The 20,828-nt window shown below is 61.8% G+C and carries 24 protein-coding genes and 1 pseudogene; 13 read left to right on the top strand and 12 right to left on the bottom strand.

What is annotated here, in order from left to right; all coding sequences use genetic code 11:
- Window positions 1-25 precede the first annotated feature (25 nt).
- Window positions 26-433, bottom strand: coding sequence for a response regulator (locus tag ABIB28_RS13360; protein WP_354288593.1), 408 nt, complete (start codon window positions 431-433; stop codon window positions 26-28).
- 535 nt (window positions 434-968) lie between these two features.
- On the opposite strand from ABIB28_RS13360, the gene ABIB28_RS13355 reads away from it, so the two are divergent.
- Together ABIB28_RS13355 and ABIB28_RS13350 are read left to right on the top strand one after the other, a co-directional pair.
- A complete protein-coding gene (locus ABIB28_RS13355) occupies window positions 969-1,133 on the top strand; it encodes a hypothetical protein (protein ID WP_354288592.1) in 165 nt (54 codons plus the stop codon).
- Window positions 1,134-1,436: 303 nt separating this feature from the next.
- On the top strand, window positions 1,437-1,694 hold the full coding sequence (locus ABIB28_RS13350; protein WP_354288590.1) for a hypothetical protein: 258 nt from the start codon (window positions 1,437-1,439) through the stop codon (window positions 1,692-1,694).
- A 55-nt stretch (window positions 1,695-1,749) separates the two neighbouring features.
- Here the strand turns inward: ABIB28_RS13350 and ABIB28_RS13345 are convergent, their stop codons facing one another.
- Window positions 1,750-2,034, bottom strand: coding sequence for a hypothetical protein (locus ABIB28_RS13345; protein ID WP_354288589.1), 285 nt, complete (start codon window positions 2,032-2,034; stop codon window positions 1,750-1,752).
- A gap of 289 nt (window positions 2,035-2,323) precedes the next feature.
- Between ABIB28_RS13345 and ABIB28_RS13340 the strand changes: the two genes are divergently transcribed.
- The 3 genes from ABIB28_RS13340 (at window position 2,324) to ABIB28_RS13330 (ending at window position 3,422) form a co-directional block, all read left to right on the top strand.
- The gene (locus ABIB28_RS13340; protein WP_354288588.1) at window positions 2,324-2,716 is read left to right on the top strand and encodes a DUF3768 domain-containing protein; all 393 of its coding nucleotides are present in this window, start codon (window positions 2,324-2,326) and stop codon (window positions 2,714-2,716) included.
- A gap of 61 nt (window positions 2,717-2,777) precedes the next feature.
- Window positions 2,778-2,987 (top strand): antitoxin VbhA family protein, encoded by a 210-nt coding sequence (locus tag ABIB28_RS13335; protein ID WP_354288587.1) that lies wholly within the window; start codon window positions 2,778-2,780, stop codon window positions 2,985-2,987.
- Between the two features lie 291 nt (window positions 2,988-3,278).
- On the top strand, window positions 3,279-3,422 hold the full coding sequence (locus tag ABIB28_RS13330; protein WP_354288586.1) for a hypothetical protein: 144 nt from the start codon (window positions 3,279-3,281) through the stop codon (window positions 3,420-3,422).
- A 42-nt stretch (window positions 3,423-3,464) separates the two neighbouring features.
- Here ABIB28_RS13330 and ABIB28_RS13325 read toward each other — a convergent pair whose 3' ends face one another.
- From ABIB28_RS13325 to ABIB28_RS13315, 3 genes and pseudogenes are all read right to left on the bottom strand, one after another.
- Window positions 3,465-3,884: a hypothetical protein gene (locus ABIB28_RS13325; protein ID WP_354288585.1), complete on the bottom strand. Its 420-nt coding sequence runs from the start codon at window positions 3,882-3,884 to the stop codon at window positions 3,465-3,467.
- Between the two features lie 188 nt (window positions 3,885-4,072).
- Window positions 4,073-5,386, bottom strand: a complete 1,314-nt coding sequence (locus ABIB28_RS13320) for a Y-family DNA polymerase (protein ID WP_502958245.1) — start codon at window positions 5,384-5,386, stop codon at window positions 4,073-4,075.
- Window positions 5,344-5,780 (bottom strand): annotated as a pseudogene (locus ABIB28_RS13315) (LexA family protein). The gene ABIB28_RS13320 and the pseudogene ABIB28_RS13315 overlap by 43 nt, the downstream one beginning before the upstream one ends.
- A gap of 138 nt (window positions 5,781-5,918) precedes the next feature.
- Between ABIB28_RS13315 and ABIB28_RS13310 the strand changes: the two are divergent.
- Complete coding sequence (locus ABIB28_RS13310) at window positions 5,919-6,557, top strand: SOS response-associated peptidase family protein (protein ID WP_354288584.1); 639 nt, start codon at window positions 5,919-5,921, stop codon at window positions 6,555-6,557.
- 108 nt (window positions 6,558-6,665) lie between these two features.
- Here ABIB28_RS13310 and ABIB28_RS13305 read toward each other — a convergent pair whose 3' ends face one another.
- Both ABIB28_RS13305 and ABIB28_RS13300 read right to left on the bottom strand, forming a co-directional pair.
- Window positions 6,666-7,103, bottom strand: a complete 438-nt coding sequence (locus ABIB28_RS13305) for a type II toxin-antitoxin system VapC family toxin (protein ID WP_354288583.1) — start codon at window positions 7,101-7,103, stop codon at window positions 6,666-6,668.
- 3 nt (window positions 7,104-7,106) lie between these two features.
- Window positions 7,107-7,289, bottom strand: coding sequence for a hypothetical protein (locus ABIB28_RS13300; RefSeq protein WP_354288581.1), 183 nt, complete (start codon window positions 7,287-7,289; stop codon window positions 7,107-7,109).
- Between the two features lie 748 nt (window positions 7,290-8,037).
- Here ABIB28_RS13300 and ABIB28_RS13295 point away from each other — a divergent pair.
- Together ABIB28_RS13295 and ABIB28_RS13290 are read left to right on the top strand one after the other, a co-directional pair.
- Window positions 8,038-8,718 carry an AAA family ATPase gene (locus ABIB28_RS13295; RefSeq protein WP_354288579.1) on the top strand — a complete coding sequence of 227 codons (681 nt, stop codon included), beginning with the start codon at window positions 8,038-8,040 and terminating at the stop codon, window positions 8,716-8,718.
- Complete coding sequence (locus ABIB28_RS13290; protein WP_354288578.1) at window positions 8,715-9,053, top strand: hypothetical protein; 339 nt, start codon at window positions 8,715-8,717, stop codon at window positions 9,051-9,053. The genes ABIB28_RS13295 and ABIB28_RS13290 overlap by 4 nt, the downstream gene beginning before the upstream one ends.
- 653 nt (window positions 9,054-9,706) lie before the next feature.
- Here ABIB28_RS13290 and ABIB28_RS13285 read toward each other — a convergent pair.
- Window positions 9,707-9,976, bottom strand: a complete 270-nt coding sequence (locus ABIB28_RS13285; RefSeq protein ID WP_354288577.1) for a hypothetical protein — start codon at window positions 9,974-9,976, stop codon at window positions 9,707-9,709.
- Window positions 9,977-10,318: 342 nt separating this feature from the next.
- On the opposite strand from ABIB28_RS13285, the gene ABIB28_RS13280 reads away from it, so the two are divergent.
- The 5 genes from ABIB28_RS13280 to ABIB28_RS13260 all read left to right on the top strand — a co-directional run bounded on the left by ABIB28_RS13280 (window position 10,319) and on the right by ABIB28_RS13260 (window position 15,417).
- Entirely contained in the window at window positions 10,319-10,900 is a 582-nt protein-coding gene (locus ABIB28_RS13280) for a ribbon-helix-helix domain-containing protein (RefSeq protein ID WP_354288576.1), read from the top strand.
- A 227-nt stretch (window positions 10,901-11,127) separates the two neighbouring features.
- Entirely contained in the window at window positions 11,128-12,411 is a 1,284-nt protein-coding gene (locus tag ABIB28_RS13275; RefSeq protein WP_354288574.1) for a relaxase/mobilization nuclease domain-containing protein, read from the top strand.
- Window positions 12,408-13,499, top strand: a complete 1,092-nt coding sequence (locus ABIB28_RS13270; RefSeq protein WP_354288572.1) for a hypothetical protein — start codon at window positions 12,408-12,410, stop codon at window positions 13,497-13,499. The genes ABIB28_RS13275 and ABIB28_RS13270 overlap by 4 nt, the downstream gene beginning before the upstream one ends.
- Before the next feature lie 638 nt (window positions 13,500-14,137).
- Window positions 14,138-14,362 carry an antitoxin VbhA family protein gene (locus tag ABIB28_RS13265; protein ID WP_354288571.1) on the top strand — a complete coding sequence of 75 codons (225 nt, stop codon included), beginning with the start codon at window positions 14,138-14,140 and terminating at the stop codon, window positions 14,360-14,362.
- On the top strand, window positions 14,359-15,417 hold the full coding sequence (locus ABIB28_RS13260; protein WP_354288570.1) for a Fic family protein: 1,059 nt from the start codon (window positions 14,359-14,361) through the stop codon (window positions 15,415-15,417). The genes ABIB28_RS13265 and ABIB28_RS13260 overlap by 4 nt, the downstream gene beginning before the upstream one ends.
- A gap of 133 nt (window positions 15,418-15,550) precedes the next feature.
- Here the strand turns inward: ABIB28_RS13260 and ABIB28_RS13255 are convergent, their stop codons facing one another.
- The 4 genes from ABIB28_RS13255 to virB9 are packed head-to-tail and all read right to left on the bottom strand — an operon-like array spanning window position 15,551 to window position 20,827.
- Window positions 15,551-17,482: a type IV secretory system conjugative DNA transfer family protein gene (locus ABIB28_RS13255; RefSeq protein ID WP_354288568.1), complete on the bottom strand. Its 1,932-nt coding sequence runs from the start codon at window positions 17,480-17,482 to the stop codon at window positions 15,551-15,553.
- A gap of 13 nt (window positions 17,483-17,495) precedes the next feature.
- Window positions 17,496-18,470, bottom strand: a complete 975-nt coding sequence (virB11, locus tag ABIB28_RS13250) for a P-type DNA transfer ATPase VirB11 (RefSeq protein ID WP_354288784.1) — start codon at window positions 18,468-18,470, stop codon at window positions 17,496-17,498.
- Window positions 18,471-18,522: 52 nt separating this feature from the next.
- Window positions 18,523-19,818, bottom strand: a complete 1,296-nt coding sequence (gene virB10 / locus ABIB28_RS13245; RefSeq protein WP_354288567.1) for a type IV secretion system protein VirB10 — start codon at window positions 19,816-19,818, stop codon at window positions 18,523-18,525.
- Between the two features lies 1 nt (window position 19,819).
- Window positions 19,820-20,827 (bottom strand): P-type conjugative transfer protein VirB9, encoded by a 1,008-nt coding sequence (gene virB9, locus ABIB28_RS13240; protein WP_354288566.1) that lies wholly within the window; start codon window positions 20,825-20,827, stop codon window positions 19,820-19,822.
- Window position 20,828: the final 1 nt, after the last annotated feature.

The raw sequence follows: 20,828 nt of genomic DNA, 5'->3' as shown, positions 1-20,828 counted from the left end.
GCTCCGGGCCTCTTCCCGCGTTCGCCTAACCCGCGTGCCTCAGTGGTTCCGGCTGCTTTTCCTCCGGCATCGTGCCGCGCAGATGCTCATGCACCGTGCGCGCGCTGAACGGCTTGCCGATGAATGTCGCCTTGTCCGGCAGCTCGCCGGCTTCCGGCTTGATCCGGCCGCTGGCGATGACAATCTCGATGTGCGGCCAGTGCCGATCGACATGCCTCGCAAGCCCGAAACCGTTGATGTCGCCTGGCATCTCAACATCGGAAAATAGCAGCGTGACCGCTCGATGATTGACCTCAAGAAACGCAATCGCCTCAGCCCCGGTCCCGGCTTCGTGACAGGAAAAACCGGCATCATCGAGAATTGCACTAGCGTCCATAAGGATCAGCGGATCATCATCCACAACTAAAGCGTGACGGGTTTTTGCATCGGCCATGCAACTTGAACCATCGAAAACATGGTAAGTGTCCGAGGTGATGGGCGTCTCCCGGCGATGCCGGGACCGTCGCTCTATTCCGCTTCGCTCCACCGAGCCCGTGCCGGTCTCGGCCCATCCGGGTGACGATCAACTGACGGCGCGGGGAGCGCGCAGGAAATCTTCTTCCAAAAAGCGGCAACTTCTTTCCACCGGAGACCCGGGAGAGCTTCGTTGCACCCAGGCGCACCGACATCATCGGTCAAGTGACGCAGAGTGAGGACGGGATCAGGCAGGCCGTCACTTTGCAGGCGAGGTCGGCGGCATGGGCGATCCAGCGTTGCGCAACGAGGCTCCGGCCGACGAGCTTCACCCCGCTCTTGGAGGCGCAATCCTTGGGACGGCTCGGGGCCTTATACGATCAACCCGCAAGGGGTCCGGGCGCTTCGCTACGGCTTTTTTCCGCAGCGTAAAAAAGTGATCGCGGCCCCTCCCCGTCCCTGTCGGGCGCCTGTCGAGCGGGATGAACCCCGCCGGCTTCACAGGAGCCTCGAACATGTTCAACGATATCTGGATCGCCCGCAAATCCGCTCTCAGCCTCGCCCGGAACCTCATGGTCATCACCATGGTCATCGCCGTCGGCACCCAATACAGCGTCATCACCGCAGAAGATCACGATAGCTCGCTCGTTGTGGTCAACGAGTACGACCCTTTCGCCTGACCGGATGGGGGCCGAAAGGCCCCCGCACCTCTCGGCGCAAAGACCAGGAGCCAGGACGGGCATCGAGCCCGCCGCATCCCCACGCTTCGCGGCACCTCTCGGAGAACTGCTCATTCGTGTCGTGGTAGTATGACATGGGTGCGGCGACACGCCTCAAGGATGCGCGGCACCTCCAGTTTGGCTCACGCAAATCGGCTCCTCCGCGCCCCGCTGACGCGGCCGCTTCGCGGTCCCTGACCCGATCGCCCGGAGCCCATGTCCCGGTACTCCCGCACAAATTCGTGCAAACAACGGGAGAACGCTATGCAAGTAGACCTGTACCAAACACTCAAATCCATCAACGTACGCGACGATCAGGCAAAGCTGGTGGTAGCCAGCATCGAGGAGTATATCGACAACATGGTTGGAGACGCGACAAAGCCGCTTCAGGAGAAAATCGACGGCCTGCAACGGTCGCTTGAGACGCACATGAAGACCCAGACCTGGGTCATCAGCATCATCGGCTTTACCATCGTTGCCCTGACCGCGATTGGAACGCTGGTGTCGATCCTGCGGCACTGACACCAAGGGGGCTTTACGCCCCCTTTTTTTGCTCACCGCCTACGGTTGGTGGCGATCAACTCCATGCCGTCCGGACGGGTGGCAGCTCCTCGAATGCCTCGAGCAGCCTGGGTTCGCGCAGCAGCGTCGTCCACTGCCCGCCATAGGTCCGTGCCGCCAGATAGAAGGTCGAGCCGTAGCACTCGACCATCCGACAGCGCTCCAGCTTGTCGACCAGCGAATAGTCGGCACCGTGGCGGGCGACGACATCTTCCATCTCGACGCGCATCAACGTCCCGCATTGACAGCAGCGCGAGCGAACCAGCGCCTTCATCCGCAGCATCGTGCCGGCGTTCTCCATCCAGCGGGGCCACAGGGCGACAATATTGGCAACCGTTTCCATAGACGCGACAATAGTCCTCCCGGCCCGGCATCGTCCAGCGGTTCGGGATCGACCGGTCTCCAACTCGCCGCCATCCCGAGGGGCCTTTCGGGCTCCTACGTCCTCGCCGAGGCGCTTTCCCGCGCAAGTCCGCCAAGCGGACTTCTCCACTGCGTTTCGACCCTGCGGGTGCGCGAGCCAGCTATGCCTCGGCGGTCCTGTCGCCTGCCGAAGGCCCCGATTGGCGGGGTCAGACAAGGAGACCGACATGGCCGACCAAACCTCCAATTCCGAGCCATCCAAGGGCGGGCCGGCCGATATCGCACGGCTCAACGACTGGCTCCGCGAATACATCACCACTCCCGGCAACAACCGCGTCGTGATGACTATCGGGATCGCCGACCTGATCGGCGACGTCAGCCTTTTCCGTGGGTTCCGCAAGCGCGCCGAGCTGATCCGTACCGTGCGCGACTACGACCGGTTCGATGACGCGATCAACCCGCACGGCGAGCGCGACATGGGCCGGTTCGAGTTCGAGGGCACCGCCTGCTACTGGAAGATTGATTACTACAATCTCGACCTGACCGCAGGCTCGGAGGATCCGGCTGATCCGTTCCGGACCACACGTGTCCTCACCATCATGCGCGTCGATGAACGATGACGCAGACCGCCCCGACGCTCAGCCCCCCGGGCTTTCCACCATCTATCGAAAGGATCGCATCATGAACGTCGAAACGATCAACCGGATCAGCCCAACCGAGCGCGCACGCCGTAATCGCGAGGTCGATTTCGCACGTGGAAACATCCGCCATGAGGGCGGCATCCTCTCCGACGAGATCGAGCAGCTCAACGCTCGCTACATTGCCGGTGAGATCGACAGCGACGCGCTGACCGGCGCGATTCTGGCATCGCAGACCGTCCAATTGCCTTGATACCGCGGAGGCAGAAGGGAGGGACCTGTGTGGCAGCGCCCCCTGCCCTACCACCGTCGGAAAGGCTCTGTCGTCGACGACGCTTCATCGTGACGACCGGGTGGGGCCGGCGTCAAGGATGCGCGGTGCCCCCAATTTTGACGCGGCCTCCGTTTTCGCTGCGCTCCACTCCAACCACGACAAAATCGGCACCCCCACGCCCCGCTGGCGCGGCCGCTACGCGGTCCTGTGACCCCGACCCCACCCGATCGTCAGCCCGCCTCTGTCTCAAGCGAACAGAAGGAGGATCAGATGAACATTCAAATCGCACGCACCCAAGCATGGCTCGCGGACCTGGCCAGCATTCAAGCGGAGATCGCGATACACGGGATGCCCGCGGCACCCCGGCCCGCTCGCAAGCGGACCCGCAAGCTCAAGCCGCTCTGGGAAGAGTAACCGCAAGACGGGGCGGCGCTGCCGCCCCGCTCTCGTCATGTCTCACACCGCCCGCTGCGCCATCGCCTCGCGGATGCCGCGCGCGCACCCCTCGGGAAAGCCGTTCACGAACCCGATCAGATAGGCGGTAAAGAACACCCCGATCACTGCGGCGATCCCCAGGACGATGAGCTGCGCCAACGATACCCGGTGCCGCAGCGGGATCTTGGTACGCGACATCTTGGCCTGGTTTGCCCGTTGCAATGATCGAATTGCGACGATCATCTCCTCAACAAGCAGCATGTTGTGGCGGGATATTTCGCCAACATCGACAATCAGTTCCCGCGACGCCACAGCCGCATATTCAAACGTCAATTCCGGCGTATCCACAAGACTGCTTAGTCCCGAACTTCGCTGATGCAGTTGCAGGAGGCCCGTCTCGATTTCGAGGAGAACGGCTTCTTTAAGATCGGACTTTTTCACCTTCGCTCCGCACCTTTGACAGCCTTGTCTTATAAACCGCCCGGACCGCAAAACCTACCGTGCGGGCGTCTCCCCGCCTGCCAGGCGGGGCCGGGCTCTATTCCGCTAAACGCTGCACCGAGCCCCCTGCGGGTCTCGGCCCTCCGGGTAACGATCCCTGACGTGAGCCTAGCCTGCGGGCCACCCTCCTAACGGGCGACCGGGATCTCGGCGATCCGTGTCGTCCATGCCGGGCTTTTCTGGCTCCGCTTCGTATCGAACGCGCGCGCGCCAAACCCCTGCGCGGCAATCCCAACCGTCCCGCGCCCGAAGCGATCGTTGAGACCGTCCATCGCCGCCAGCAGCCCCGGCGCGCGCGAATCGGCGACCGCGAAGAAGTCGCCCTGCCCCGCGCCCTCTGGCACCAGCTCTTCGAGCAAGACGCCGCATTTCGTGTACACTCCCCCCGGTTGATACATCGCTTCCATCATTCTGCCGGCCAGACCGCCAATGATCCGTAGATCGTTGCTGGGTGGCGTCATGCGTGTTTGCCGACTCGCAGAGGGCGGGTTTGGCCGATAGCGCGACCCATGGGCGAAAACGATCAGGCGCGTCGCCGAGAGGCCCTGGTGACGGATCTTCTCGGCCGCGCGCACGGCGCGCCGCACCATCGCCTCGCGCAACTCGTCGAGATCCGTAACCGGTGCGCCGAATTGGCGCGTCACCGCCGTCGCCTTGCTCGCCTCTGGCTCCGGCTTGAAGCCGTCGCACTCGATCCCATTCAGCTCGCGCACCAGGCGCTCGAGAACGACAGTGCCGACATCGCGCGCGGCCGCTGGTGGCATTGCCACCAGATCGGCCGTCGTGCGGACGCCAAGCGGATGGAGCCGCGCGGCCAGCGCCGACCCTATGCCCCACACTTCCTTCACCGGCCATTCGGCGAAAAGCCGGGCGCGCAGCTCGGCATCGTGGAGATCGACCACTCCATCCCAGACCTTCTCGGTCGCCTTGGCCAGCGCGTTCGCGACCTTCGATAGAGCACGGGTCGGTCCAAGATCGATCCGTGTTGGCAACCCGACGTCCCGCAGGATCGCGGCACGAAGCTTATGCGCTGCGGCGACATCGCCACGGCCGTTGGGCAAAACCGGCAGACGGTAGAAGCTCTCATCGATCGAGTAGATCTCCACCACGTCGCTATGCTCGGCGATCACCGCATTGAAGCGCCGGTTCATGTCGGCATAAAGCTCGTAATTGGAGGAGCGGACCTCGATGCCGTGCCGTTTGACGATGTCCCGAATCTTGAACATCGGATCGCCCATCTTGATGTGAAGCGCTTTTGCCTCCTCGCTCCGCGCGATCGCGCAACCGTCGTTGTTCGACAGCACGATGACCGGCACACGCCGTAGCTTCGGGTCGAAGACCCTCTCTGATGAGACATAGAAGTTGCTGACGTCGACGATTGCATGGGTCATGCGGGCGCCTATCGCTGATAGTCGCGGACACCGGCCCGCACGACGCCCCATATTTCCGTCTGATCGTCGGCGATCTGCTCGGGGTAGCTCTGCCGGCTATTGCGGGCCTCCAGATATGGCACCCCGCCCCGCTGGACGAGCTGACGGCAGATGAATCCACCGGCCACGACGGCAATCACGATATGGCCGTTGCGCGGCGTAACATCCGATCGACCACCACAACGTCGCGATCGGCGATGCCGGCGTCGACCATGCTACTCCCGTCGATCCGGAAGACAAAGCTGGCGGCTCGATTGAGCCGCAACAGCTCCACAAGGTTGATGGCGTCCTCCTCCCAGTCCTGGGCGGGTGACGGAAAGCCAGCTCCCGCTACGCCGATCGGCTTCAGCCGGAAGCCCGGCGCCATCACGGCAAGCGGGACCGGCTGCGCGATCGGCAGCAACATGATCTGAATCCCTAACTCGTCGCCCCTCATAACCCCGGAAAGAACAAACTGGGAACAAGGGAATGCGTGGTTCGTCGATTTAGTCTGGTCTGAATTGAGCATGTGGTGATTACGGCCGCCGCGTCATAGGATGGATCGATGTGCAACCGAGCCCGATATGCCGGCGAACCCGAAACGCTCTGGGGGTCTGCAGCGAAGCTGTTCAGTGAGCGTCCCCGTGACAATCGGTTCAACCCCGCCGAGTTGCGGCCGAAGAGCCGCAACTATGTGATCCGCGAGCAGGAAGGCGAACGATTCTGGGACGTGATGACGTGGGACGTTCTTGGGGGGCTAGCGCCATGGCCAATGACAAACGTCCGCCAGCTCGCCCTGCCCCAATGGCGGAGGCTCGCTGCCAAGCCGGAGAACCGGTGCGTGATCCCGCTCACCGAGTTCGCGGAATTCACGCCCGAAAAACATGATCTGGGCGACGGTAAGCCACCTCTCAAAGGTGAGATGTGGTTCAGCGTCACTGACCAGCCTGTCTTCGCTGTCGCCGGCTTCTGGCAACGCACTGCCGAGGGTGACGGCTTCACGATGGTCACATGCGACCCCAACGCCCTCGTCGCGCCGATTCACCCCAAGGCGATGATCACGATCCTTGAGCCCGGTGACATCGATACTTGGCTGCGCGGTTCCTATGACGATGTTGTCGCGCTTCAGCGCCCCTACGATGCAGTCGAGATGACCGTTCGTGGTCCAGACTTCCCTACCCGTGGTCGTACCGCACCTTCTTAGCGGCGCAGACGTTCCAGACGGCTTGCACTCGGCTTGCTGTACGGGCCGAAGTTGATCCCACATTTCTGCAAGCGGCCGTCGATAGAGAATGGTCCGTTACGTCGGCGGTTAGCAGACGACCAAGTCGATATAGCCGGGATGGTCCTCCGCGATCGTACGAATTATTCCATCACGCGTGACCAGCGCGACTTTCCTGATACGAGCCGTTGCGATCAGAAAGCAGTCGCCCGGATCTTTATGGCCAGTGTCGGTCACAACTTTGGCTGCTTCAAGCGCGATCCGTTGGTGGATCGGGACGACGCGCGCTTCCGTCACTTCCACGGCATCGCGAAACCATTGGTCGGGTGGTTCGTCGCCAAGGTGCGGCCGCCCCGCGACACGGGTCTTCTTGGTTGCGACCGATAGTTCCCATGCGGTGATCGGCGACACCAGGAGCTGCCCGGCCGCCTGCGCGTCAGCGATGGCCACCAACGCGTCTTCGCTCAGCGCATCCTCGCCGCTGACCAACCAATAGAGCGCGTGAGTGTCGAGAAGAACGCCGGGCAAAGCTCAGTGTTTCGGGTGCGCGTCATCGGCTTTGCGGGACTTCACGCCCTTGATCGCCTGCGACGCGATCGGCTTGGTCAGATCGACGCTCTTCTTGAGCGTCAACTGTCCCTTCAGCGCGCCAGCCCCGCGTAGCGTCACCATCCGCCCGGACTTGGAGTCCCGTACGGTCGTTTCGGTTTTCACGAGATGAGCCTTTGCCATGCAGAGGATATAATACGGAAACTGGCTGTCGCATAGAGCCGTCTGGCCATCCAGCTTCGGGCTCCCCAATAGGCCCCTGGACGAGATTGCCTAAGCCGGGTTTGAGAATCGAAGGTTGGACAAGTGATAGAGAAATGCTCGTGATTCGGTCGAAACGATCTATCGCCGCCTCAAGCGGAATCCGGGTCCATGCGGGATGGTAGTAAGGGCGATGTCAATCTGTGAACATGTTCACGTAGTTCACATGTTTCACATGTTCACATCGTCTACATGTTCGCAATACGAGCAAGTGGCCCGCGAGGACATATGCGCCGGGTGGACATTTCTTCAGATGTGAGCATGCGGTACAAATGAGCATGCGGTACAAATGAGCATGTGGCGCACGGACACGTGCCGAACCAGTGAGCCCTGGGGCACAGGTGAACATGTCTGACAGATGAGCATGTTCGACCGGTGCGCATGTGCCACACATGAGCATGCGGAACAGATGAGCATGCGGTATGAATGAGCATGCGGCATGAATGAGCTTGCGCAACAAATGCAAATGTTCCCATTGCGAGCATGTGCCAAAAGCGCGCGAGCGCCCAGCGTGAGCAAGTGCACAAGGTGAGCAAGTCCATCATGTTAACATACGCTACATGTTTCACTTGTCCATCAAGCGGCGCACGTGTAACAAGCGGACAAGTTAAACTTGCTCCCGAGCAGGCCGCACCCTTCGCCGGAGTTTTTAATGCCCGTAATCACCATGCTCTCGCCTAAAGGCGGTGTCGGCAAGACCACCACGGCGCTCATCCTCGCGACCGAAATCGCTGCGCAGGGATCCAGCGTCGTGCTTATCGATGCAGACCCAAACTTTCCTCTCGCCCGGTGGGCGACAAAAGCGGGCAAGCCGGACAATATCGATGTAATACCGGAGATCGACGAGGACGAGATCATTGGAACGATCGACGCCGCCAGGAAGCGCGCTGACTTTGTGATCGTCGATCTAGAAGGGAAGGCGAGCGCGCGCGCGACCAACGCGCTGTTGATGTCCAATCTGGCCCTCATACCGATCCAAGGGTCGGAACTGGACGCGGTTGAGGCTGCTCGCGCATTCAAGATCGTTCGCAACGCAGGGACAGCGCGCCAACGCCCTATAGCCTTCGCTGCGGTGCTGACGCGGGCACCTGCATCGGCACGGCTCTGGACGCGAGATCTAAAGGCTGTCCTTGCGAACCTTCAAGAGGCGGGCATCCAGGTTATCGGCACAGCACTGGCAGAACGGGGCGCGTTCAGGGGGCTCTTCAGCATCGGGGGGACGCTGGCTGAGATGACGACGGCCGATGTCGGTTCGCTCGATAGCGCTCGCGTGAACGCGGCCGCGTTTCGCGACGACGTATTGGCATTGCTCAACGAAGGGGTCGTGGCATGACCGAGAAAGCAGCGCCCGTGTCGCGTCGGAGCATCGGCAGCTTTGCAGTCGATGACGATATTCCCGTGCCGACCCCGCAGCAGGTAGCCGAGGCCAAGTCGGCAGGGGAGGGGCTCGGTTTCCGTTCGGAAAAGCCGAGTCCTATCGCGCCGACACGACCAGCGGCGAAAGTTCGCCAAGCGACGTTTACGGATGCAGTTCACGTCCGCGCTAGGCCCGAGGACCGCCAGCGCTTCGAAGACTTCGCATACCGTCATCGTCTGTCGAAGGGTGACGCAATGACCAGACTACTCGACCTGGCGGAGGCTGAAGAACGGCGAAACGGGGCAGCCTGACGAGGCCGAATAAGGGTCGGTAATTTGATGTACCGTCCTGACGCGTCATGACGCGGCAACGCGGCGACCATGCCGGCGAAAAGGGCTGACAAGTAAGCATCCGAATAAGACGATGGGATGCGATCGAGTGACTGCGATCGCGATCATTCGATGCACATGACACCGATTGCCGTCCCAAGACTCGACCGATTAACCCTGGTCGCGCGCTAAGCGAGAGACAACGGATGGGGGGGGCTCGGTCTAGCAGCTGACCGCGTTCGAACTCTCCGAATTGCGCTTCGCCATCTCACGACGAAGTACCTCCTTCGGTCTCGGCTTCGTCATCGCGTTAAGCCTATCGTCGGCTCAACTTGCGACCGACTCTGGGGAATCATTGAGCGAGTCTGATGGAGGGGCATCGTCGGTGTCACGAAGCGTTGGGGGGATGAGAAGAAAGTTCGACAGCATCATTCCGTCGAGCGAGCTTCGATCGACTCTACGTGTCGCGGGTTCAGAAACGCCCGGCGACTGCGCTCGGAGAAGCCCAGACAAATCTCCAACGAGATCAGTGACAGAGCGTGCGTAATCGGCCGGCTTATTACGGTGTGGCGTTCTGGCTGGCGTTGGACTGGCGTACTGCGGCCTCGGCATCGGCGACCGGCTTGGAGCATCGGTCACGTAGCGTTCAACGACGTGAGATGGGCGGCGACGTTCTTTGCACCATGGTGACCAATGGCCGTCGCGATCGCCTTAGCATCGGCTTTGTCCATTGGTCCGATCTTGATCCGATCTAGAGCTGCAATCAGTATCGAACGACCAGCGTCACGCCTCGCCAGCTCAGCAGCTTTAGCCTGTTCGTCGAGGGCGGCGAGTTCAGCCAGCAAGCTTTCACGGCGAGCTTCGATAGTGGCCAGATCGTCGGTCTTTGATGATGTGCGCGCCATGATGGCTCCTCCTGGAGATGGGAAGTGTCGATGGTATGATGGCGAAGTTTCGATCGAGATGCCAGACGAGTTCATAGCGTCCGGATCGTTTAGAATTCTAACAGGGAGCGCGCGCTGGAGGTGCTCGATATCAGAGCGTGGTCGGTGCAGCTAGAATTCGGATGGTGGGGGAGGAGCGCACGCGAACACATACGACCCACTCCGCGTTACATGAGATTACGCTGGTCGTTGGAAAGAGATGGATTGCTGCGGAGAGCTACGGTACTAGGCATGACAGGATATGCCTCACGGCACCAATGTCGGACATTGGTTTGTGTGGCGCCGCTGCACGGGGCTTGAGAAATGAAGGTAACGGTTCGACTTAGCGATGACCTCACAGCGGAGATCGATCGTCTGGCCGCTGCGAATGGGCAGACGCGTAGTAGCTGGATCACAACGGCGCTGACCCAAGCAGCTGTCTCTCCGGAAAGCCAAAGCGTGCCAGTCATGCCGGTGCAGGGGAGGGGCCACCCAGATGATTACATCCGAGTTACCGTTCGGCTAAACCGTAGCGAGATGGAGGCAATCGACACCGTTGCAGCGCCAATGCGCCTCACACGCAACGAGTGGATCAAGCGCACAATCCGCTGGCAGCTCTGGGACAAGGCGGCGCTGCTGCGGCTCGCACCGGCGACGCAAACGGAGATCGGCAAGGTCCGTAAGCAGGTCCTCGCCATAGGGCGAAATATTAACCAGGCCGTTCACGCAATGAACGCGGCGAACCAGCCCGAAAGCTCACTCGACATTGCCCGGATCGCCGGCTCGTTCCTTGAGACATGCGCGGAGTTGCGGGCAATGTTGGTGGAGACGCGCCGCACGTTGGCCTCCTCGATCGGCGGCGAAATCGGGTATTGGACCCGCAAGGATGGGGCACCAAGCGAGTGAGTTTCCGTCTTTCCTCCGGTACGATGGACTCAATGGCGGGCGTCTTCGCGCCACCCAAAAAGTATCGCATGGGATCGGGGGGCGGTAGCGCAAAAGGTTCAAAGGTCGGGGGCACGATGCTCGGCATGGCCGTCTCCTCGATGTTCCCGAAGCCCGCGTCTTCGTCAGCGGGTTCGCGGCCTAGCGCGCAGGCAAAGCATGCGTTTGGAGGTGGGTCGCAAGCCCGCATGAACAATCGCGCTGTGCTGACGGCCGAGCGCACGTCACGGCGCGTACCGGAAGCCGTTGTACGGATCACCGGCCGTCAGCATGGGGGCGGCCACGTGCTTGCAAACTTCTCCTACATCAGCCGTTTGGGCCACGGCGACGAAAGCGAGTTGGGTCTGGAAACGAGCGAAGGCGAGGTGCTGCGCGATGGCCGCGACATGCAGTTGCTCGCGAAAGAGTGGGACGGATGGGAAATGGACGGCGACGCCCGGAGGAAGGGTGCGACGTCGATTTCCATGATCCTATCTATGCCCACCGGCACCGATCCCGAGCGCCTTAAAGCTGCTGCTCTCGACTTTGCGAAGGAAGAGTTTGCAAACCGATCGTGGGTCGCGTCGCTCCACGTTGACCGCGAACATCCTCACGTTCACCTCACCATCGCGCGTCGCGATCATGACGGCCGGCGCTTTCATCCGAACCGCGAAGACCTCTTTCGCTATCGCCAACGCTTCGCTGAAAAGCTCCGGACCCGCGGCATCGAGGCCAACGCAACGCCCGCCAGGGCGCGCGGCATCGATCCCAAGCATGAGCCGATCGCCGCGGTAAAAATGCGCGAGAAGGGACAGGTGCCGCAGATCGACAAGAGCCGCATCGCGCGCGCGGAACGGCTTCGCGCAGAGGGTCGCGAAGATCCGGTTGTCGCCATGCTTGCCAGCCGTCAGGCGACTGTTCGCGCTACCTATTCACGCTCGATCGACGAACTGTCGGCGTCGCCATCGGCTGTGGATCAGCACGTCGCTCGGAGCCTGGAACGGTTCGTTGCGACGATGCCGGAGCCCGAACCGAACTCGGTCAGAGCGATGCGTCCTGCCACTGAAAAGCGAGCCGACCCTGTGGTCATGCCACCGGTTCTGGCGCCTGTTCGTGTTCCCAGCATGACCGCCCCGCGGATTGATATCGGGATCGACAGGCTTCAGGCGTTGCATGACCGGCTGACTGCACCGGCCGATCCGGCGAAGTCGCCTAGCGTTCCGCTCGAGCGTGAAGCTGATCCACCAAAAGACGTCGCGGCGCGTATCCGCGAGATCGCCGAGAAGGGCCGTAACGCTCCCGGCAAGGAGGAGGGCCATGACCAGGCCGGTACGCTCAGCGATCGCCTGCGAGCGATCACTGAGAAGGTCACCGGACCTAGTGAGCCTCCCGACTTCACACGCGCCCACGAGATCCTGCGACAAGCCGAGGAGCGCAACCGGGAGCGGCTCGACCGCGATCGAACAAAGGATAGGGACGGACCAAGCCGATGAGTTCCGACGCTTCTGCTGTCGCGCTGGCGGCCCTGATGGACGCCGTGTCCCTACTCCGGGGTGAAGTCGCGGCCATCGCTCGAAGCAATGCCAGGGTGGAGGAAACCCAACTGGAGATGCAGCGTCGCCTCGATATGATCGACACCGGTCTGGCTCCGATCAATGACCTCTTACCTTTCCAAGAGGCGATCCTAACCAATATCGTCGAAGGTGATGCCGCCACCCATAAGTGGCTTCAGTTGCTAGAACCGATCATGGGCAACATCGCCGATCAGTCAGATCACAACCGTGACGCGATCGGCGCACTCCATCAGGACGTTCTTCGGACCCAAGAGGCCGCGGACAACGGTCAGAGCCGAACCGCTGGGATCGCTTCTGGCCTAGAGATTATTGCAGAGCAGTTGGCCACGGCTATCGCCGAGAGCAGGAAAAAACAAAGCGCCGATTTCAAGACGGCCGGCGAGCTGATCGCCGTCACGGGCGCGGCGGTCTTGGGCCGACCGGTCCCGTTACCAGTCCATCTCGAAGACAATACCATGCTGGAGCGATTCATTCTCGCCCAACCGGCCGACCTCGCATCGACCGAGCGCGCGTTAGTTGACTGGCGAACGGCCATCGCCGGCGCCAGCGCCGCAGAGCTAATCACGCTTCTGACGAAGCAACAAACGCCGTCACCAACCGATACACCAGAGTCTCGTGTCCTTCGGTATCGTCTCGCAGCCATCACGCGAGCGAAGATCGAAGAGCGCGGAGCAGTACCGCCTGCGCGGCCGAGCACAACACGGGCGACGGATCGATCAGCAGCATCCGGCTTTGTACGGTCACAGGAACTTGCCGCGCTATGGCGAAAAGGGGAGAGCACCGAGCTATATGCCGAACCCGAACTGGCAGGCGCGATCGACCTCTTCGACGCTCTTGAGGAAAAGCTAGAGCCTACAGCGGGCGACGCGATTCAACCGGAGCTGACCGCGCTTCATCGCGACCTGGCCAAACGCATCGAATTAGGCGAACGACCTACGCTCGATGAGACCCGCCCTGCTGCGCAACCAGACCGCGCCAACACGGTCGAGCAGAGCAAGGACCGCTAGACGGCGGTGGTTCGCAGATACCCATCATTGGCTTGGCTTAAGACCCGCGCCTACTCGAGCTAGATCTGTTAGAAATTCTGCAAAGAGCCGGCCTTCATCCATGTCTCCAAACCGGAGACTTGTCGGATTCTCAAAGCGATCAAACCAGTCCCGAAATCGATCCCGCAAGATATGAGCATTCTCGCGCTCGAGCAAAGCGCTCGCAATAGCAGCAGCTTGCATTGAATAACCTTGTCCTGGCAGGCCCATTGGGCAACGATTGGTCTCCATGGTCTTTGCTTTCTCAACTAGAGCCGAAGGCGATGTGCACATCGCCTTCTGGCGCTCGCCGAGAGCGGGGGGTGAATGGGCAAAATCAGGGCCGATCGAGGGGGAGGGGGATCACCCAGCCTGCACCAGAGCGCAGTGCCGGGAAGGCTGGGGATACCCCCTCGATTCGCCAAGCGGAGCGCTCGCGCGGAGACGGTCTAGCCCTTGCCCAGAGGGGGGATGCACCCCCCTCCATCCGCACCGCCATAGGCGGTGTCACGAACGCTCGCCGGCCAACGGCCGCCAGCACTGTCAGAGGTGAGGCTGCTCTCTGTTTGTCGTATCAGGCATGGCTTTGTGCTATGAGGTTTGCTCGAAAGGATCGCCCGATGAACGTCGTAACGCCCATCACATCATCCACGCCCGCGATCAGCGAGGCAGAGCGCGCGCGCCGGCTGAGCGAGATAAACTTCGCCCGCGGCAGTGTTCGTTATGAGGGTGGAATCCTCTCGGACGAGATCGAGGGCCTCAACGCGCGTTACGTCGCCGGCGAAATTACCAGCGACGAACTGACCGCCGCGATCCTGGCATCAGACACTGTTCGCGCGGCTTGATTAGCCAGCGCGAAGCGGCCCTTACCTTTGCTCGGGTTCGGGAGCTTCAACACGATCCTGTAGAAGGCCAGTTCGATGTGGCCCATCTTCAGGAAGTGCATCGCCGGATCTTCCAAGACCTGCCGGAACATCGCCCAGGCGAGTTCCGGCCGGACGCTCCTGGGCATTTCAAGAACCGCGAGCTGGAGGCTTCGAGCGCTCGCGTTCTCGTACCCTATGCGCTCCGGCCCGAGATCGAGCGCAATCTCGGCCCTACGCTCGCTGCGCTCGACGGGGGCAAAGCGCTAAAAGGGTATGATATGCTGGAGATGTCCGAGGCGGTCGCGCAGACCTATGCACGCCTCGACTACCTGCATCCGTTCCGTGAGGGCAACAGCCGCACGCTTCGCACCTTCACCGAGCAACTGGCCCGCGAGAACGGGTACAAACTCGATTGGGGAACGACGAACGTCACGCCCGAATCCCGCGATGCGCTCTATATCGCGCGCGATATGGCAGTCATCCAGCTTCGAAACCCCGGGGTCACGATGGCCGACGCGATGACCGCGACCGCGCGCGAAGATTACGAACTCAAATACAAGCTCGCGACCCAGGTCGAGCGCTACAAAAACGCCGATCCGCTTGAGGAGGTGGTACGGCGTTCGCTAGAGCGGGGTCGCGACCAGGAACCATATGATCGCCGCATGTCGATCAGAGACGCAGCGCGCGAGATCGTCGTGATCGAGCCGATCGCTCAAAAGCAGGCAGAGCGGAACGTGGAAGAAATGCGGGTCGCTGTCCTACGGAAGAAAGAGCCAGCGGCCGAGCTGGATCGAGCGACGAACATGCGGGACTGGGTTGCCCGGGAAGGAACGGTCTCGGCGCTGACCGACCGCCTGGCGAACGTCAGCAGCGGACACATCACAATCAACCACGAACCCGGCGCGTCTGCACTAAGCCGACTGACGGCTGTGGCCGATGGCATCAACCTCGAGCTGGCAAAACAGCGAACAACCCCCACGCCGACGATAACGCCCCCGGTCCGGCAGGTCGATCGCGGCGACCTCGAGCGCTGAACGCAAAGCCCAGCGCGATTGCACAGTCCTTGCGCTTACGCGGGAAGATGATCCAGGCGCGTCAGCGTGGCGCATAATTCCTCAGCAGCGCGCTGGCGAGACGCGGACCTTCGATCTCGGGATATCCACTGCGTTACGCAGCTTTCGCTCCGACCGTGCAAACACCATCGAAGAGCTTGCGAACCTGCTGCTTTGGCGGAACATCAAGACAATTCTTTATCGCCGCTTGGTTGATTTTCCGAACCTTCTTCGTCCCATCTCCACCCGAGCCAGCAGCTTTAGACTCGGACGCGGACACGGTGCCTGCCGTCGTGGCGGCTGCTGCTGCAGCGTCATCTGTGGCCTGTGTCGCCTCGATCACGCGCAAGCTATTTCCCGCGATCGCGGGGTCGACGCGGATCGGGGGCATCTGCGGCGCCGATATTTTGGTCCGCTCGATCAGATGCTTTTCAGCGTAATAGCGGACCTTCTTGCCGTAGGTCGCGTACATGCCGCGGCGGAAAACAATAAGATCATTCTCCGGTAGCAGTTCGACCTCCTGCGGCAGCATCAGCGGCCGGCGCTGATCGGACTCGGACGTTGAGCCGCCTCCGCCACCCCAAGTCCCCATTGAGCGCGAGCGCGCCCTGTACGTGTAGCTGCCGAGCTGGTCCGAAATCTTCTTCGCCTCGGACAACGCGGCCGGACGAAGCACCAGCCGCACGGCGCAGTTACGCTCGATGTCGGCTGCCACCTTGTCGCCATAGACGCCCTGGATCTGCTCAAGCGACTGGAACGCTGGCAGCATCCGCAATCCGTAGCCGGCGACATAGCTGAAGGCGTTCGCGAGGACGGTGCATTTGCCGAGGCTCGCGAACTCGTCGAGTGCGAGCAGAACCTTGATCTGATGCTTGCCGTCCTTCGGAAGCTCGCGGACGTTGCGGTCGATGAGCTGCTGGAACAGCAGGCCGTAGATTGGGGCAACACGCTCCAGATCGTCTGGCGAGACGCCGAGGTAGAGCGAGATCCGCTTGTCGCGGAACTCGCTTAGATCGAAATCGCTCTCGGACGTTGCTGCATCGACATACGGGTTCAGCCAGGCATTGATTTTCGACGTGACGGACTGGCGCAAGCCGGAGAACGTGTTGGCCGACGAGCCTGTGTAATCCTGGATCGCCGAAACGCACGCGGTCGACAGCGGCTTACCAGCCTTCTCCCGCGCCGTGATGATCTTCGGGAAACGCCGTTGGGCATCAGGGGCCGCAAACTGCCGATAGACCTCGCCGATCGTGAAGGGGAGGGCGTCTTCGCCGTCGTCGACAGTCGCGGCGATATAGGCGGTAACGCCGAGGAACGCGGTTCGAGCACCTTCGGCCCAGAACTTTTCGCCGGTGAGGGGGTCGGGGTAGAGCATCGCCGCGATCTTCTGAAGCTCGTTGATAACCTCAACCGGGTTGCGCCGGTTGATGTAGCCCAGCGGATTCCACCGCACTGTGCGACCACTCGTATCCAGCGGATTGAACAACAGCACGATCTGACGAAGCACGTCCTTCCGATAACCGGCGGTGTTCTCGTAATTCTCCTGCTTAATGTCGAGCACGACCAACGAGTCTGGCCAATCGAGCCGGTTGGGGATGATAACGCCCACACCCTTACCGGCGCGGGTCGGCGCTTCGAGCATGACATGCTCAGGCCCGCCAAAGCGCATCACCTTGCCGTTGAACTTGCCGAGTACGATGCCGGTTTCGGACAGCAGCAGGCCCTTCTTGACCTCGCCGACGCGTGCCCAACGCGCCTCACCATGCAGCTTCTGGCGCGTGAACAGCGTCGAGACGATGATGACGAAAGTGAGGACCAAGCCGACACCGAAGCCGATCAGAAACGGCTGATAGACGATCGGATACCCTTTGAGCGCCCAAAGCGCTGCCGGCACCTTGCGCCACGGCGTATGGGCGCTGAGGAGGTGCGCCTTGAACAGAACGGCGACCGCGCCGATCGCCGCGCTCATCACCACCCCGATGACCGCCAGGAAGGCGATCGCTGCCGGCTGCGACCCCTCGTCGCTGCGCATCCATTTTCCGCTCACGCTACCACCCTCCTCAGTCGTTCGACTTGCTCGCGGGATCGAACCACACTTCGGTCATGCGATAGCGCGCTGGCCGCCCTTCACCCGGGGGCAGGCGGTGCATCTGCACGACGATATCGACCAGCGAGCGTAGCAGCGATCGAATGTCGTGGCGGTCGAGATCGTTGCCGCCTTCGGACTCCTTCACCAGCAGCGTGAGTTGCTCGAAGGCGCCCTCGGCCGTGTTGGCGTGGACCGTGGTAATCGAGCCGGGATGACCGCTGTTGACGTTGCGCAGGTAGAAGAATGCGGTGCCGTCGCGAAGCTCCTGCAGGAGGATGCGATCGGGCCGCATACGCAGCGCCGATTCCAGCAATTCCTTGGCACCGGCCTTCTGAAGACTCTTCCCGTCCTTGGCGTACATCATGTGAACGTGGTTGCGCTGCGGCACAACCAGCTCGCGCGTATCCTCGATCGTCAGGATCCGCTCATAGTCGGGAATCAGCTTGATCAGCCCCTTCGAGAAGCTCGTCTTACCCGAGCCGGTCGCGCCGGAGATGAGGATGTTCTTGCGGGCCTCGACTGCCAGCTTGAAAAAGCCGCGCCAATCGCCCGCTTCGCGCAATCGCAGGAGATCGGCATCGACATCTCCGTACAGACCGTGCGCGCGGACCTCACTAAACAGGCCGGCGGCCTCGAAATCGTCGATGTTCATGGTCACGCCCGATGCCTTGCGGATCGTGATCGAAATGAAGCCTTGCTCCACGGCGGGGGGAACGACGACCTGAGCGCGTTCGCCTCCCGGCAGGACCGAGGAGCAGACCGGATATTCGGAATTGATATCCTGCTTGGTCAGGCCGGCGATCAGCTTCGCTAGCGTCATCAGAGCGGCGTTGTCCAGCGCCGGCTCGTCATGCCACTCCCACCCGTTGCGGGTCTCGAGACCGATCACACCCGGCTCGTTGATGACCAGCTCGGTCACGTCGTCGCGCTCCAGGTGCCGTCGGATCGGCTAGGCATTATGCTCGTAGATGAGCGACGTAGGGCTGGATGCCATCGACTTAACGCCTCAGCCCCACGTCATAGACCGAGCGGAAATCGAAGTCCTTGGCGACGAAGATCGCAGCCGTGTCACCCTGATTCTTCTTCAGGATCGGCTTGATCTGCATCGTCGACTGGAGGACCGTCGATCCGGTTGTGCTGGGAACCTGCGTCGTATTGCTGCCCTCGCCGGCGAGCGATCGGCTCGCGATCTGCGACGCATCCTCCAATACCGAGATGACCAGCCCGACGCCGAACCGTGCCCAGAACTGCGTGTCCACCCCACCCGGTAGCCCCGCGCGGCCAAGACTGTCGGCTGCGGGCGAACCGAGATCGATCGCGACGCCACGCGGCGTCAGAGCGCGGGTCCACAGCACGAACATGCGCGCCTGCCCCTGGGTGATGCCGCCCGAATATTGGCCAAGCACCTTCGTGCCCTTATCGAGCAGAACGATGCGACCATTCTCGGAATATACGTCGTGGTTGATGACACACGACACGAACCCGGCCTGTGTCGAGTTAATCGCAGTCTGGAGCGTGCAGGGGATAACCGTGCCAGCACTCAGCAGCAGATTGCGGTCCGCAACCATCGTCGCCCGCACGGTCTGAATGGCGGAGTGGCCGAGCTGGTCACTGAAGTCGGTCGAGCCCTTTGCGGCCGCAGCCGGAGCATCCTCACTCGATGGACCGAAACCGCTCGCGCCGAAACCCCGACGCGCAACGGTAGATTGCCCGCCGCGCGACTCATCGTCTTGCCCGGCCCCCTGTTGCCCTTCCATGCCCGCAGTAGATCCAGGCACGGCCGATGCCATGCCCGTATTGCCAAAGGCCATGATCGGCGATCGCCGCGCCGCATCCGCCATCGCGCGGGCTTGTTCAGCCCGTCGCTGAGCGGGCGACTGCTGCCCGTTCGACGTGGTGGCCGTTCCCGTCGACTGCACGGGATTCCCATTGGCGTCCGCGACCTGCGTGCCTGCCGCTGGTGTGATCGGTCGCCCGAAGACATCGGTTTGCACACCCGGTTGGCCGAGTTGACCGGCCAGCGCTGCGCGCTGCGCATTAGACGATCCCATCACATCGTCCACGGACCGCTCACTCGCCTTTGCCGGCTGCGCGGCAGCCTCAGTGCTGGCAGTGTGATGGAACGCGCTATAGCCGATCATGATGCCGCCCATTGCGCCAACGAGACCGATCCCGGCCCCGATGAACGCGATGTTGCCCCAACCGCCGCTGCGCGCGACGGGGGTATCGATGTCGCTGGAAGGGACGGTATCGGCAGCGACGTTGCCACCCCGGTCAATCACAGTGTCGACCATGTTACTGTCCCTTCACTTTGCGTTCGACCACATTGGAAACGGTGCCCGTGCGATCGCCGCGATCGTTGCGCAGCGGCGCCTCATTATAGATGCACAGCACGGTCGTACCGCGCCGGAGCCGGAGCTGATGATAGACCGCATGGATCACCACGAAATCCTCGCGGACATCGTAGGGGACAATCGTCTCGGTTCCGTCGACGTCGACCGCGAAGATCGAAGGAATGTCGGCGTGCCCCGGATAGCGGAGCACCGTGAACTCGCCGTTGTCGGAGATCTCGGTCGGTTGCAGCGCAGCGTCGCCCTGCACCGTATACTTCATATTCCGGGGGCCCTCGATCACCGCGTGGTCGAGCGCGGCTTGCGCGACGTTGGTTTCGATCGTCTTGGCGGTTTGTGCTTGAGCGAGCTGCACCTGCAGGGCCGCCATGGCGCGTTCCTCGCGGGGATAGCGGAACCGAACGCCATACATCGTACCGCCCGTCCCAAGCGACAGATTGAAATGATAGGTGCGCGGTATTCCGCGTGCGTTGGTGATGACGATCAGGTTCGTGCCGCCCGCCTTCTCGCGCGGCTTCAGGAAGACGACATTGCCGACCGGCGCGATCTGCCACGAAACAGTGTCGCCCAAGGCAGCCTGCGTCACCGTCTCACCCGGACCGAACTGGATCTCGATCGCGTGGCGGAAGCTGCCGACGACCGTCACCACCTGGTCGGGATCGTAATTGACGTTGCGAACGCGTGCGTCCTTGCCGCCAGGGATCGGCGTCTCAGACGCAAAAGCAGCTTGCGGCATCAGCGTCACAGCAACAGCCCCGACCATCGAGAACGCGATAAGGCGCTGCCATACCTCACCAACCCCGCGCCAGAACCGGCTCTTCGAGCCGGTCTCTGTCACCACAAGCTCAGTCGCCGACGGTGACAAGCGAATGGCCAGCTTCTTCCGAAACTCAGGGATGAAGGGGACGACGACGCGATCGCCATCGTCCGACGTATTTGGTTGATCGCTCATC

It is taken from the genome of Sphingomonas sp. UYEF23 (assembly GCF_040546165.1).
Classification (GTDB): domain Bacteria; phylum Pseudomonadota; class Alphaproteobacteria; order Sphingomonadales; family Sphingomonadaceae; genus Sphingomonas; species Sphingomonas glacialis.
Note: the sequence above shows the minus strand (reverse complement) of the source record. Positions and strands in the feature narration are given on the sequence as shown.